11 protein-coding genes are annotated in these 14626 nt (G+C 55.4%); 7 read left to right on the top strand and 4 right to left on the bottom strand.

All coding sequences use genetic code 11. From position 1 onward, the window contains the following. The first annotated feature begins 19 nt into the window (after positions 1-19). On the top strand, positions 20-1546 hold the full coding sequence (locus QWY30_RS11920; RefSeq protein ID WP_290241318.1) for a M81 family metallopeptidase: 1527 nt from the start codon (positions 20-22) through the stop codon (positions 1544-1546). Here QWY30_RS11920 and QWY30_RS11915 read toward each other — a convergent pair. Further along, positions 1543-3087 carry a class I adenylate-forming enzyme family protein gene (locus QWY30_RS11915; protein ID WP_290241315.1) on the bottom strand — a complete coding sequence of 515 codons (1545 nt, stop codon included), beginning with the start codon at positions 3085-3087 and terminating at the stop codon, positions 1543-1545. The two genes, QWY30_RS11920 and QWY30_RS11915, sit on opposite strands and share 4 nt — an antisense overlap. A gap of 85 nt (positions 3088-3172) precedes the next feature. Between QWY30_RS11915 and QWY30_RS11910 the strand changes: the two genes are divergently transcribed. The 6 genes from QWY30_RS11910 (at position 3173) to QWY30_RS11885 (ending at position 9123) form a co-directional block, all read left to right on the top strand. Beyond that, positions 3173-4189, top strand: a complete 1017-nt coding sequence (locus QWY30_RS11910; RefSeq protein WP_290241314.1) for a Bug family tripartite tricarboxylate transporter substrate binding protein — start codon at positions 3173-3175, stop codon at positions 4187-4189. 203 nt (positions 4190-4392) lie between these two features. Further along, complete coding sequence (locus tag QWY30_RS11905) at positions 4393-5262, top strand: FAD binding domain-containing protein (protein WP_290241312.1); 870 nt, start codon at positions 4393-4395, stop codon at positions 5260-5262. A 3-nt stretch (positions 5263-5265) separates the two neighbouring features. Further along, the gene (locus tag QWY30_RS11900; protein WP_290241310.1) at positions 5266-5742 is read left to right on the top strand and encodes a (2Fe-2S)-binding protein; all 477 of its coding nucleotides are present in this window, start codon (positions 5266-5268) and stop codon (positions 5740-5742) included. A 2-nt stretch (positions 5743-5744) separates the two neighbouring features. After that, on the top strand, positions 5745-8021 hold the full coding sequence (locus QWY30_RS11895; RefSeq protein ID WP_290241308.1) for a xanthine dehydrogenase family protein molybdopterin-binding subunit: 2277 nt from the start codon (positions 5745-5747) through the stop codon (positions 8019-8021). After that, a complete protein-coding gene (locus tag QWY30_RS11890) occupies positions 8011-8304 on the top strand; it encodes a ubiquitin family protein (RefSeq protein WP_290241306.1) in 294 nt (97 codons plus the stop codon). Before QWY30_RS11895 ends, QWY30_RS11890 begins: the two co-directional genes overlap by 11 nt. Before the next feature lie 6 nt (positions 8305-8310). Then, positions 8311-9123: a 2-keto-4-pentenoate hydratase gene (locus QWY30_RS11885; RefSeq protein WP_290241305.1), complete on the top strand. Its 813-nt coding sequence runs from the start codon at positions 8311-8313 to the stop codon at positions 9121-9123. Between the two features lie 37 nt (positions 9124-9160). Here the strand turns inward: QWY30_RS11885 and QWY30_RS11880 are convergent, their stop codons facing one another. Genes QWY30_RS11880 through QWY30_RS11870 form a run of 3 tightly spaced genes read right to left on the bottom strand, consistent with a single transcriptional unit; the run spans position 9161 to position 14590 of the window. Further along, positions 9161-10885, bottom strand: a complete 1725-nt coding sequence (locus tag QWY30_RS11880) for an N-acyl-D-amino-acid deacylase family protein (protein WP_290241303.1) — start codon at positions 10883-10885, stop codon at positions 9161-9163. A gap of 28 nt (positions 10886-10913) precedes the next feature. Continuing rightward, positions 10914-12383, bottom strand: coding sequence for a M20/M25/M40 family metallo-hydrolase (locus tag QWY30_RS11875; protein WP_290241301.1), 1470 nt, complete (start codon positions 12381-12383; stop codon positions 10914-10916). Next, on the bottom strand, positions 12380-14590 hold the full coding sequence (locus tag QWY30_RS11870) for a malate synthase G (protein ID WP_290241298.1): 2211 nt from the start codon (positions 14588-14590) through the stop codon (positions 12380-12382). The genes QWY30_RS11875 and QWY30_RS11870 overlap by 4 nt, the downstream gene beginning before the upstream one ends. Positions 14591-14626: the final 36 nt, after the last annotated feature.

The following is a 14626-nucleotide window of genomic DNA, read 5'->3' as shown; positions in this document are numbered from 1 at the left end:
CCACGGAGTCGCACTGAGGATGAAAAAGAACCCCAAAATCGCGATCACAGGTTTTGCGCTGGAGGCCAATAGCTTCTCACCGGTTTCTACACGGGAGGATTTTGAAAAATCCTGTTGGCACGAAGGTGCCATTATTACGGAGCTGGCTCGGCAAGTCAGTAATTTGCCTGCCGAGGTCACGGGCTTTTATGCGCGCATGGATGAGCATGGTCCATGGACTCCCGCACCGACCATTGTGATCGGTGCACCTCCCGGGGGACCCGTCGTGCGTGAAGTGTGGACTGAATTCATGCAAAAGCTTGAAAACAGTCTGCGCGCCGCGTTGCCCGTTGACGCGGTGTACATCGCTAATCATGGTGCTTCAAGCGCCGAGCATTTGGACGATACCGAGGGGGACATGATGAGCATGATTCGTGCCATCGTGGGACCTGACGTGCCTGTCGTGGCGACACACGATTTGCACTGCAATGTGTCTGAGCGTACGGTCGATGCGCTCGATGCGCTGATCAGTTACCGCACCAATCCTCACGTCGATCAGAGAGAGCGTGCGGCCGAGGCGGCGGACTTGTTGGTTGAAATGTTCAACGGCATGAAAACAAAAAAGGCATTCATACGTATGCCGATCACTCCGCCATCTGTGACTTTGCTGACAGCGCGAGGACCTTACGCTGATCTAGTCAAGATGGGCACTGCGATGATGCAATCGCCTGCCGAAGGACCGATAGCCAATGTTTCTGTATCGGCAGGGTTTGTCTTTTCGGATCTGCCTAAATGCGGCATTACGATTTCAGTGACTTCCCGAGGTGATTTGGCGGCTGCTCAGCGATGCGCAATCAAGCTCGCGCGTGCAGCATGGGCGGATCGCGCACGTTATGTTCCGGATATGCTCGAGATTCCCGAGGCGATACGGAAAGCTCAAGCGACAAAAATTCCTCTGTTGTTCGCGGATGTCGCGGATAACCCGGGCGGCGGCGGGCGAGGCAACACATCATGGATGCTCGCCGCTTTCAACGATGCCAAGATCCCTGGTGTTTTACTGGGTGTTTTTATCGATCCGGAACTCGCGCAGCAGGCGCATGCGGCGGGCGAGGGGGGTGTTTTTGACGCCGTCTTCAATGCGACTGAAAGTCAGTTTTCCAAGCGTTATCGCGCGCGAGCTAAAGTCCTCAAGCTCACCGATGGAGAGGGTTTAGGGCGCAGAGGTATTTTGCGTGGGAAAAAGTTTTCGCTTGGACCTTCCGCGCTGATCGAGCTAGTCGATACAGGCACACGCGTCGTGGTGGGCAGTCTGCGGCGACAGCTGTGCGACCCTGCCATGCTTGAAATGCACGGGATCGATATCTCGAAAGTGCGCATCTTGATTGTTAAGAGTCGGGGGCATTACAGAGCGGGCTTTGACGAGTTCTTTCCTGAATCGCAAATTTTCGATGTGGATAGTCCCGGGCTGACCACGCCGAATCTCAAGAACGTTGATTTCAAACGCTTGCCCAGGCCTGTCTTTCCAATTGATCCCGATGCGACATGGACCGAGCCAGCGTGGGCTTAGGGCTTGGTCGAGAGTGAGGGGTAGGGGCCGTCGGTCAGCACGTGAGATTCCAACACCATCTTGCTGACCTGGCGGCGGCTGATTTTTCCTTGCGGATTGCGAGGAAGCGAGGCCGCACCGACATAGAGTCGAGGGCGTTTGTGTTTGGACATGCCCGAGACGAGACGCTCGCATTCCTCTTGCCAACCTGGCTGAGCATGTTCAGCCACTGCGATGATGATCTCGCCCCAATAATCGGACACCAGCGATGTGACACAGATTTGTCCGCATCGAGCATTCGATGCCAGTTCGGCCTCGATCTCATCAGGGTTAACCCGGTAGCCGCCCGTTTTAATCACATCGGCCACACGCCCAGTTAAAACGAGACGACCCGCTGTATCGACATAACCAAGGTCTCCGGTGTCATGCCATCCGTCAGGCGTGTGTGCTCGAAAACCGTTGGCGTCGATGAGGCCCGCTGACATGTGAGGCGAACGCAGCCAAACTTCACCATGTGGCTCGTCTTCCGAGCTCGGAGCTTCGATTTTGATTTCGACTCCGGTGGCGGGCCAGCCGACACAAGCGCCTGGCGGGATCTCAGACTGAGAAAAATATGCATGCGTGTCTGCGCGGTCCAGAATCGTGATCGGATTGACGCATTCCGATTTTCCAAAAGTGATCCTGACCTTGGGCCCAAACATCGCGTGGGCGCGTTGATAGAGCGCGGGCGTGAGTGGCTGTGTGCCCGTGAAAATACATTGCACAGCAGGATACTGTTTTGGGGCGAGAGCACCCGTGATTTTTGCGAGTACGGTGGGTGGTGCAAAAATCGCATCGAGTGAATCCGTGTCAAGCAAGGGTGCGATTTTTTCGATATTCACACCATCATGCAAAACGATGGTACCTCCGTGATCAAGCCAGGCATAGGTCAGCAGGGATGAGCCATGGACAAAGGGTGTCATGAGCAAGATGCGTGCGCCCCGCCGAGGTACGAAAGGTAATGATGCCTTGAGTAGCTGTTCACCTTGCCAGCGTGCGGCATGCGTATACATGACACCCTTGGGTTTTCCAGTCGTGCCGGAGGTGAAAAGAATGCGGCCTGCCAGATCGCCCGAGATGGCGGGGAGCACACTCGGGTCGCCGTGAGCCGAGCGGTCGCGGATCTTGGCGGCATCGATTAAGGTAAAGCCAAGTGCCGCGATGTCTGGCTCGCGGGCACTCAGGGAAATAATGTGTTTGAACTTTGCAAGCTGTGCGCACCAGGCAATTTCGTCTTGCGTGTAGCTCCAGCTCAAGGGAGTTTCACAAGCACCCGCCAGACGCACGCCATAAGACACCCAAACGGCATCGACACTGTTGGGCATCAGCGTGGCGACAGGATCGCCAGGCCGATAGCCCAGCGCAAGCAACTCCGTGGCCAGAGCGTGCGCCCGGAGACTAAGCTCAGTAAAGGTCAAGGTCTGGTTCTGTCCATCAATTGCCGCACTGTCGCGACCAAATTTTTTAGCTAAAGTTTGCAGGCTGCTGGACCAAGAAATTGGCATGCTGGTAGGAGCGTTCATGAATCTCTGTTATTTTTTGATTGTGTGCTGAATATACCCAAGGTTATCATCCAGCATTGTTATTACTTTAGTCAAAGGGGTCAGGATGAAAAATAATGAACATAACCGTACGCGTCGCTCGTTGTTGGGCGTTGCAGGTGCCTCCCTTGTGGGTGGCGCGCTAGGCTGGTCACCCGCAGCGTTTTCCCAAGCGGCGTACCCAAACCGGCCCATCAAGATCGTGATTCCCTGGCCTCCAGGTCAAGCCACTGATTTGGCAGGTCGTGCCATGGCCGCTGGATTGACGAAATTACTGGGCCAGACAGTCGTCGCGGACAACAAGGCTGGCGCGGGCGGCATGATTGGCACTGACAGTGTGGCCAAGTCCACACCTGACGGTTACACATTGTTGGCGGGTTCTGCTGGACCGTTTTCAATTGCGCCGCTGTTGCAAAAAACACCTTACGATACTCAAAAGGACTTTATTCCTATCGCCATGGCGGGCTTGTCCCCTTACGTCTTGGTGGTAAACCCCAAATTTCCAGCGAAGGACATCAAAGAATTTATCGCGCTGGTCAAGGCAAGCCCTGATAAGTTCACGTTCGCTTCCTCTGGTACGGGTGCGACGGCACACTTGGTTGCTGAAGCTTTCAATGCGGCTCTGGGTTTGAAAGCTGTTCACGTCCCTTACAAGGGCTCATCACCCGCACTTTCCGATATTTTGGCTGGTCGAGTCGACTATTGCCTGGAGACCGCTGCGGCGACCATGCCTTTCGTGCGTGATGGCAGATTGAGGGCTCTTGGTGTTTCTCTTGAAAAAGGAAGCTCAGTGACCCCTGGCGTGCCAGCGATTGCGACCACCGCCAACCTTCCTGGATTTAATCTGGGTGCCTGGATTGGTTTGGTTGGACCTGCCGGCTTGCCGAAGAATGTGGTGGACACGCTCGAAAAAGCCATGCGCCAGATTATGAGCGCACCTGAAACACGTGAAGTGTTCGATCGTATCGCGCTTGAGGTTGACTTCCGAGAGGGTCCCGACTTCTTGAAGTACCTCGAAAGCAGCCGAGTCCAGTTCATTGATGTGATTAAGCGCAACAACATCAAAATCGAACCTGTGAGCTAATCATATCCGGATGTTTTTATTAATAATCCTGCCGGCTTTTGTGTCGGCAGGATTTTTTTTTGCGCCGCAACATCTCTGTTTTATATCAAGGGTTTCCCGGCGTATTGTCAGGGTAAGTGCCCGCACAAAAAGTAGTGTGGATAGAATAGAATGAGTCCACTAAATGATTGAAAAAGGTTCAGACAAATGACCGGGGAAGCGAGATGATTGAAATGCGTTTTGAACAGCCCAAAACGGCTGAGGCTGCTGCCGCTCTGTTAGCCGGCACGCAAGGTTTGGCTAAAGTGCTGTCCGGCGGAACAGATCTGATGATTCACATGCGTAATGGCAACGTGAAACCAGAGCTGGTCCTCGATGTTAAGGGTATTGCTGAAATGAATACGATCGCCGTTGAAGACGGCGGTTATCGTTTTGGGGCGGCAGTTTCCTGTATGCAGCTGCTCGAGAACACGGCTTTCGCGCAAACATGGCCTGGCGTCATTGATGGCGCGAATCTGGTTGGCTCGATTCAGGTTCGGGGTCGCGCGACAGTGGCGGGTAATTTATGCAATGCATCACCTGCAGCGGACACAGTTCCAGCGATGATAGCCGCTGGCGCGATTGCCCGAGTGGTGGGGCCAAACGGTCGTCGTGAGGTCCCGGTTGAGGAAATTCCTGCGGGTCCTGGCAAGACGACCCTCGCAAAAGGCGAGCTCATTGTGTCGTTTTTCTTGCCCAAACGTCCACCTCGTTCTGGCGACGCTTATTTGCGTTTTACGCCTCGGTCGGAAATGGATATCGCCGTTGTGGGTGTCGGCTTGAACTTGACGCTCGACGAGAGCGGCACTTGCACGCATGCGCGCGTCAGTCTGGGTGCTGTAGCTGAGCGTGCCTTGTTGGTGCCTGAAGCCGCCGCGGCCTTGATCGGCACTAAAGTCGACGAGGCTGCCCTGGCAAAGCTCGCCGCGGCTGCAAGCGCGGCGGCAAGACCGATTGACGACAAGCGCGGAACAAAAGTGTTTCGTATCAAATTAGCAGGTGTACTGGCTCGCCGTGCGGCAGAGAAAGCACTCAGCAGAGCGAAGGGGAATTAAGTAATGTCTAAGCAACACGTAACAACCGTCATTAACGGTGATCCAGTCGAGTTTCTGTGCGCGACTAATCAATCGCTTCTTGATGTGCTCCGTAATGACTTGAATATGACGGGAACCAAAGAAGGCTGCGGGACTGGCGACTGCGGAGCATGCAGTGTGACTCTGGATGGTCGTCTGGTTTGCTCCTGTCTAGTGCTGGGCGTCGAAGCGCAGGGCAAGTCCATTCAGACAATCGAGGGCATGGCCAACGGTGAACATCTGCATGTGCTGCAGCAAAAGTTTCTCGAGCATGCCGCTTTGCAATGCGGTATTTGTACGCCTGGCTTTCTGGTGGCTGCGCGCTCTTTGCTCGAACGCAATCCCGATCCCACAGAAGAAGAAGTGCGCTTCTGGCTCGCCGGTAATCTTTGCCGCTGCACGGGTTACAACAAAATCATCGAAGCGGTGCTAGATGCCGCTCGCGAATTGCGCGGAGCCTGAATATGTTGACGAATACAAAAAACACAGAGCAAGCCTTTAAATCCGTTGGTACGAGTCCGATCCGACCCGATGGCGTGCCAAAGGTCACTGGCATCGCTCAGTATGGCGCAGACTATTCTTTGCCAGGGATGTTGTGGGCCAAGATTTTGCGCTCACCCCACGCGCATGCGCGCATCCGTTCCATCAACACTTCCAAGGCTGAGGCTTTGCCTGGCGTCAAAGCTGTGTTGACTGCAGCGGATCTGCCGAATCAGCCTTTCGATTACGTGGGTCCTGAGCGTGTGGCAGTGAATTACTGGCACATGACCCGCAATATTCTGGCGCGTGAGAAGGCTTTATACGAAGGTCACGCGATCGCGGCCGTTGCTGCCACGACTGCTGCCATCGCTGCCGAAGCGATCAGCCTGATCGAAGTCGATTATGAAATCCTGCCTCATGTGATTGATGTCGATGAGGCCATGAAGCCCGATGCCCCGTTATTGTTTGAGGACATGATAACGCGTGGTATCGAGCCCGCACCGACCAAGCCGTCTAACATCACCAAGCGGCTCGAGTTTAAAGTAGGCGATCTCGATGCGGGGTTTGCATCGGCTGACGAAGTCGTTGAAATGAGTTTCAAGACTGCACCCGTCCACCAAGGCTACATCGAGCCCCATTCTTGTCTCGCGCGCTTTGGAGCGGATGGTCAGTGCGAACTGTGGTCATCCAGTCAGGGCCACTTTGTAGTGCGCGCCTACACGGCAAAACTTCTGGGCATGGAAATTGGTAATTTGGTCGTGCATCCCGCGGAGATTGGTGGCGGCTTTGGTGGCAAGACCGTCGTCTACGTTGAACCCATCGCGGTCGCACTCTCCCGCAAGACCGGCCATCCTGTCAAGATCATGATGAGCCGCGAAGATGTGTTCAAGGCCACCGGACCAACTTCGGGCGCTTCGATGACCGTCAAGATTGGCGTCAAAAAAGATGGCACGATTGTGGCAGCTGACGGTTTGTTCAAGTTCCAGGCGGGCGCTTTCCCGGGCTCTCCGGTGATGAATGCGACGATGTGCGCGTTCGCACCCTACGTCATCCCGAATGTCCGCTCAGTTGGTTTCGATGTGGTGTGCAATCGTCCGAAGTCTGCCGCTTACCGCGCGCCAGGTTCGCCGATTTCTGCCTTTGCGGTTGAAAGCGTGCTGGACGTGCTGGCTCAGAAAATCGGCATGGATCCTTTGAAGCTGCGTTTGAAAAACGCAGTAAAAGCCGGGTCTCCCACAGCCTGGGGTCCCAAGCATTCGCATGATGGCTACGCAGAGACAATACAGGCGCTGCTCAACCATCCTGAATACAACAAGCCACTTGGTAAAAATCAGGGGCGCGGTGTGGCCTCCGGTTTCTGGTTCAATGGTGGTGGCGAATCGACGGCTTCGATTCACATCAACGAAGACGGCACTGTTGTTCTGGCGACAGGCAGTATGGACGTTGGTGGTTCACGTGCCTCGATGGCTTTGATGGCCGCCGAGACCTTGGGGGTGCCCTACGAGTCGGTGCGTTCAACCGTGGCCGATACAGCTTCAATTGGATACAACCACGTGACTGGCGGTTCGCGCGTGACCTACGCGACAGGACTTGCTGTCGTCGAAGCTTGTAACAAAATCATTGAACAGCTGCGCCTACGCGCATCCATCATGTGGGATGTCGATGTCAAAGGTGTTGTGTGGGAAGATGGTTTCGCCAAGCCAGCTGACAAGAGCGTGGGTGATTTTGAACCCCTGTCTCTCAAAGCGATCGCGGCCAAGCGCGCGGTGACAGGTGGACCGATCGTGACCGAAGCAGCCGTCAATGCGGGTGGACAGGCGCCAGGTTTCTCGACACAGTTTTGCGATGTCGAAGTCGATCCAGAAACAGGCGCTGTCAAAATCTTGCGTTTTGTTGCAGCACAAGACGTCGGGCGTGCGATTCATCCCAAATATTGTGAAGGCCAGATCCATGGTGGTGTGGTGCAGGGCATTGGCTGGGCGCTCAACGAGGAATATATCTACGACAAGCAAGGTCGTTTGGCCAATGCGGGTTTCTTGGATTACCGCATTCCGGTTGCCTCTGATTTGCCGATGATCGAGGCGATCTTGGTCGAGGTTCCGAACCCGAATCACCCTTATGGTGTGAAAGGCGTCGGCGAAGCCAACATCGTGCCACCGATGGCGGCAGTGGCCAATGCGATTCAGCGTGCGACCGGAAAACGTCTCACTGAATTGCCGATGTCCCCTCCAAAAGTATTGGCGGCAATTGATGCAGGCTAAGTCTGAATCAGACTCGCAATCTTCAGCAGCTCAAACCGTCCGGGTCATGTTGACCGGCGGTTTCAGCCGGCGCTATACGGATGGTGTGCGCGAGTTTGAGGTTGAGGCCAGGACGGTGCGTGGCGTCATTAGCGCCATGGACCGTCTCTATCCTGGACTGGGTGAACACCTCGAGGAAGAAACTTCCTTGGCGGTTGACGGGGTCATTCACGAAGTCGTTTATACGCAGGTGATTCCTGCGGGTGCTGAAGTTTTTTTCATTCCTCGTATCGAGGGCGGTTAATTCCCCATGAAAGCAGAGCAAATCAATCAGGCCGTGGCGCAACTGCTGCCTGCCTGGAACACCCATGCCCGCATCGAGGGTTTGGCACCCCAACATCGTCCAAGCACCCGTGCTGAGGGTTATCAGATTCAACGCGCTTTGTTTGACGCAACCGGTGATCATGCCCTCGGATGGAAGATCGCCGCGACGAGTCAGGCGGGTCAGCAACATATTGGTGTGAGCGGACCTTTGGCTGGACGTTTGTCCGCGAGTCGTTGTCTGGCCGATAACAGTGAATTGTCACTTTCCCATCATCACATGTCCGTCATCGAGGCGGAGTTCGCGTTTTTAATGGGACGCGATGTCGGTCGCGAGCTTGCTGCGGGTGCTGGACGCCAGGATGCGCCCCTGACCATGTCTCAAGTGATGGATTGTGTGTCCGGTTTGCACGTTGCGATTGAAGTCCCTAATTCGCGGTATGTTGATTTCGTGGGGGCTGGGGAAGCGCAACTCATCGCGGATTTTGCCTGCGCATGCCACGTAGTGCTGGGACCGCGTGCGCCCGATGATTGGCGTCTCATCGATTTGAGCCAACACACTGTCAACGTGCGAAGAGGGCAGGAGACTGTGGCGACTGGCACCGGTGCCAACGTCCTAGGTGATCCGCGCATCGGGCTGACTTGGCTGGCCAATGAGTTGTTGTCTCAAGGTCAACAACTCAAGGCAGGCGAGATCGTGATGACGGGAACGTGTGTGGTGCCCGTACCCGTTTCTGCCGGCGACGCGATGACGGCAGATTTTGGTGCTTTCGGTCAGGTTCGCGCACGCTTCAAAGCCTGAGACTTGAACGCCTGGCGTTAGAGTCTCCCGGCGCGACTCAAACCATCGCAGGTGCTTTTTGGGCGCCCCTGATGAGCTTGCCAGGGAGTTTTCCAGTCGGTGTGCCATCGTTGTAAGTGACAACCCCTGAAACGATTGTGGCGTGAAAGCCTTCGGCCGCTTGTCCCAAGCGTCGACCACCAGCGGGAAGGTCATATACGATCTTGGGTGCGTGCAGCTTGAGCCTCTCAAAATCGATGATGTTGACATCCGCTTTGTAGCCTGGACGTAAAACACCACGGTCATTGAGTCCGACTGTCGCCGCCGTGTCCTGTGTCTGCCATTTCACCAGCATTTCAAGCGGAATCTTCTCTCCGCGATTGCGGTCGCGCGCCCAGTGAGTCAACAAATAAGTTGGAAAGCTCGCATCGCAAATGAAACCATAGTGCGCGCCGCCGTCGCTCAAACCAGGCACGGTATCGCGATCCATCAGCATTTCACGCAAAACTTCATGATCCCGGTCGGCGTAGTTGTAAAGCGGCCGATAAAGCATCGCCGTGCCTTCATTTTCCAGCAGATAGTCGTAGGCGAAGGCTGCAGGATCCACACCCGCGCGTGCTGCACGGGCGGCGATGCTGTCCTCTGGCTTGGGTTCATAATCGGGCGGGTCACCGAGCGGATAGAGATTGTCAAAGTTCGCTACCCGACGCTTATACATTGCCTCGGTATGTTCTTCGGACAGAATCTTCGCACGAACAGCCGGGTCGCGAAGTTTTTTAAGGCGCTCCTCAGGGCTGAGGCCGCGCAGGGCTTCAAAGCTTGGCAGTTGTGTGAACGGGCATAACGACAGCGCAAAGCTCAGGATCAATGCGACCGGACGGGCGCCGACTTGCGCTTTCATTTTCAAGCCTGCATTGGTGGCGGCATGCATGTGTTCCATCACGCGTCGCCAGCGATTCGGCAAGTGCTCGTGTTGTAGCAGTGTCAGTGAAAGCGGACGGCCAGAGGCTTCGACAATTCTGCGTAACATCGCGAACTCTTCATCGACGTCATCAAAATCAGTGACGAGTTGGAGGACCCCCATACCTGCCTCACCCAGGCCTTTGGCAATCGCGGTGAGCTCGCCTTCTGCCGCGCCCAGGGAAGGTGTAGGATTGCCATCGCTACTGCGATGCAAGATTGTTCGGGAAGTCGAAAAACCTAAAGCGCCTGCTTTGACCGCTTCGACGGCGAGTGCCGCCATTTGCGCGCGATCTTCATCTGTCGAGGGTTCGCGCATGGCGCCACGATCACCCATGACATTGATGCGCAAGGGCGCGTGACCGATCTGGGTCGCGACGTCGATATCAAACTGGCGCGCCTCGAGTGCGTCCAGATACTCAGGGAAAGTACTCCAGTTCCAGGGCAGACCCTCGTCGAGAACGACGCCAGGAATATCCTCGACACCCTCCATGAGTTTCATGGTGATGTCGCGGTGCTCTTGTTTGCATGGGGCGAAACCGACACCGCAGTTTCCCATCACGACCGTGGTCACGCCAAGCTGCGAAGACGACGCGACGTGATTACTCCAGGTGACTTGGCCATCGTAGTGCGTGTGAATATCGACAAACCCTGGTGTGACCAGCATACCCTTCGCATCGATTTCCTGATCGGCTGTGCCGGAGATTTGACCGACTTCTTTGATCAGGCCGTCGACGATTTTGAGATCACCGACAAAAGGTTTTGCGCCAGTGCCATCGACGATGGTGCCGTGACGGATAATGAGGGAGCCAGAATGTGCCATGTGAGCGTGTATGCGTTAAGAAGAGTGACTAGGAATGTTCAGGTACTTGAGCGATGACTTGCGCGACGGCTGCGGTGAGTTTCTTGGCGTAGGGGACATGCAAAAACTCGTTGGGACCATGCGCATTGGATTGCGGTCCGAGCACGCCACACACCATCATTTGCGCCTTGGGAAAGCCTGTGCTGAGCAGCTTCATCAGCGGAATCGTTCCACCTTGACCAATGAACCCAACTGGAGCGTTAAAGTGCGACATGCTGGCGTGATTCAGTGCCTGCTCAAACCACGGGGCGGTGCTGGGCGCATTCCATCCACTGGAGGAGCTTTCGGCGTGGAAAGTGACCTTGGCTTGATAGGGGGCGTTATCTTCGAGCAGTTTTTTAAGCTCGGCAACAGCGGCCGCGGCATCGATGAGCGGGGGCAATCTCAGGCTAAGCTTAAAAGCGGTATAGGGACGCAATACATTGCCCGCGTCTTTGAGCGCAGGAAAACCTTCTGCACCCGTGACACTCAGGGTCGGTTTCCAAGTCCGTCGAATCAAGGCCTCTACCGGATCAAGCGTGGTAGGCAGGGCAACCAGACTCGAGCCACCACAATCATGATGAGCCCACGGAAAGCGCTTGTAGATGGCATCGCCTAAAATTTCAGCAGTCGCCTGAGCCTGAGCGAGTCGCTCGGCAGGGATTTCACAATGAAAACTTTTGGGCAGCAGCCTGCCTGTTTCACTGTCTTCGAGACGATCCAGCACGTGTCGCATGATGCGAAAACTCGAAGGTACCAAACCCGAGGCATCTCCGGAATGCACGCCCTCGGTCAAGATTTCGACTTTCAGAACACCAGCAGCCATGCCGCGCAGGCTTGTTGTGAGCCAGAGCTGATCGTAGTTGCCGGCACCACTGTCCAGACAGATCACCAGACCGACATCACCAAGACGCGTCTTCAAGACATCAATGTAAGGCAGTAAGTCTGGAGAGCCGCTTTCTTCGCAGGTCTCGATCAGGCCAACGATGCGCGGATGAGGAACCTTTTGTTCTTTGAGTGCCTGTATGGCTGTGATGGCTGCGTAGGCGGCATAACCATCGTCCGCACCCCCGCGACCGTAGAGCTTGCCATCGAGATATTTTGGCGTCCAGGGACCGAGTCCATTGCGCCAGCCATCAAACTCAGGCTGTTTGTCCAGGTGTCCGTACATCAAAACGGTCTGACAGCTCGCGCTTTGCGCGCGTGTCGAGGCCACTTCGAAAAACAGCACAGGTGTGCGGCCAGGCAATCGAATGATTTCGAGGGTCAGACCCGCAACCTTTTGTGCTTCGATCCATGCTGCAGTACGTTCGACGACCTGATTCAGATAACCTGCTTGCGCCCAGTTCGCATCGAAAGCGGGGGACTTGGCAGGAATTTCGATGTATTCACTGAGCTGTCCGACAAGATCATCGTCCCAGGCGCGCGTGACCGAGGACAGGACCTGCGCCGTATCGAGCATCGGGACGGGAGCGTTCATTGTTTTTCCTTGACCTTCAGACGCCAAGCGTGCAGCAGGGGCTCTGTGTAGCCGCTTGGCTGTTCAAGACCTTTGAATACCAAGTCGCGGGCGGCGCGATAAGCATAGGACGCTTCAAAATTCGGTGCCATGGGTTGATAGAGGGGATCGCCTGCGTTTTGACCGTCGACGACTTTGGCCATGCGTTGCAGGGTTTCATTCACTTGTGCTTCGGTCACGATCCCGTGCAGAAGCCAGTTGGCGATGTGCTGACTGGAGATACGCAGTGTTGCGCGATCTTCCATGAGTCCGACGTTATGAATATCGGGTACTTTTGAACAACCAACGCCCTGATCGATCCAGCGCACAACGTAGCCCAGAATACCCTGAGCGTTGTTGTCGAGCTCTTGCTGAATCTCGGCTGCGCTCCAGTTAGGCTTGACGGCCACGGGAACTTGCAAGATGTCATTGAGGAGTCGATCGATTTCGACTGGCGCATCGACTTTTTCAAGCTCGGTTTGTATCTCGCCCACGTTCACCTGATGGTAATGCAAGGCATGCAGGGTCGCGGCAGTCGGGGAGGGCACCCATGCTGTATTTGCACCAGCTTTTGGATGTGCGATCTTTTGCTCGAGCATCGCGGCCATCAGGTCTGGCATGGCCCACATGCCCTTGCCGATCTGGGCGCGACCGCGCAAGCCGCAAGCCAAACCCGTTAATACATTGCTGCGCTCATAAGCCGAGAGCCAAGCGCTTGACTTCATATCGCCCTTGCGGATCATCGGACCGGCATGCATGGCGGTATGCATTTCGTCGCCAGTGCGATCCAGAAAGCCTGTGTTGATAAAGGCTACGCGAGCAGGGGCTTCATTGATACACGCTTTGAGGTTGACGCTGGTGCGACGCTCCTCGTCCATGATGCCGAGCTTGACCGTATTGGGCGCCAGTCCAAGCATGGCCTCTACGCGACCAAAAAGTTGGTTGGCAAAGGCGACCTCAGCCGGTCCATGCATTTTCGGTTTCACGATGTAAACCGAGCCTGTGCGTGAGTTACCGAATTTGTGTGCCTGATCGCGTTTCAGATCATGCAGCGCGATCGTGACGGTGACGACAGCATCCAGAATACCTTCGAAAATTTCCTGCCCATGACCATCAAGGATGGCGGGGTTCGTCATCAGGTGACCGACGTTACGCAGGAAAAGAAGCGAGCGGCCATGCAACGTGACGACACCGTCCTTGGCTTGCTTGGCGCCTGCGGCTGCGGTGTAGCGGCGATCCTGATTCAAAGTCCGGTTAAAGGTCTGCCCACCTTTGGTGACGCTCTCAACAAGCGTGCCTTTGAGAATGCCCAACCAGTTGCGATAGGCGAGAACCTTATCGTCGGCATCCACGACAGCGACCGAGTCTTCGAGGTCCAGGATCGTGGAGAGTGCAGCCTCGAGTACGATGTCGTTGACTCCAGCTGGATCGTCTTTGCCAATTCCCTTGGTTTGATCAATCTGGATATCGATATGCAAACCATTATTGACGAGCAAGATTGAAGACGGACGGTGGGCATCGCCCTGATAGCCTACAAACTTTTCGGGAGCAGCCAAACCTGTGACTGAGCCGTCTTTTAACGTCACCACAAGGTGTCCGTCTTTGACGGTGTAAGACTTGGCATCTGCATGAGAGCCACGCGCGAGCTTGGCGGACTGGTCGAGAAACTGTCGGCCAAAGGCAATGACTTTGGCGCCACGCGTCGGGTTGTAACCACCGGAGCGTGTCGCGTCATCAGTTTCAGGAATCGCATCGGTCCCATACAGCGCATCGTACAAAGAGCCCCAGCGCGCGTTCGCAGCGTTCAGCGCGTAGCGTGCGTTGAGCACAGGCACCACAAGTTGCGGACCCGCCTGAAGAGCCAGCTCTGCATCGACATTTGTCGTCGTGGCGCGGGCCTGGGCGGGTACAGGAGCGAGGTAACCGATTTCTGTCAGAAAAGCCCGATAAGCCTTCATGTCCTGAATGGGACCGGGATGGTTGCGATGCCAAGTGTCCATCGCAGTCTGTATGCGGTCTCGTTCAGCGAGCAAAGCCTTGTTCGTGGGCGTCAGATCATGCACGAGTGCATCGAATCCTTTCCAGAAGCTCGCGCTATCGACCCCGGAGCCGGGAAGAACCTCTTTCTCGATAAATTGATAGAGAGGTGATGCGACTTGAAGACGATGGCAAGCTGTGCGAGCAGTCATGGTGGCTGTACCCAAAAGTTGTTCGAATAGTGAAAT

The organism is Zwartia panacis (assembly GCF_030410395.1).
Lineage (GTDB): Bacteria > Pseudomonadota > Gammaproteobacteria > Burkholderiales > Burkholderiaceae_B > Zwartia > Zwartia panacis.
The sequence above is the reverse complement of the archived record's forward strand: the minus strand, read 5'-3'. Positions and strand labels throughout refer to the sequence as shown.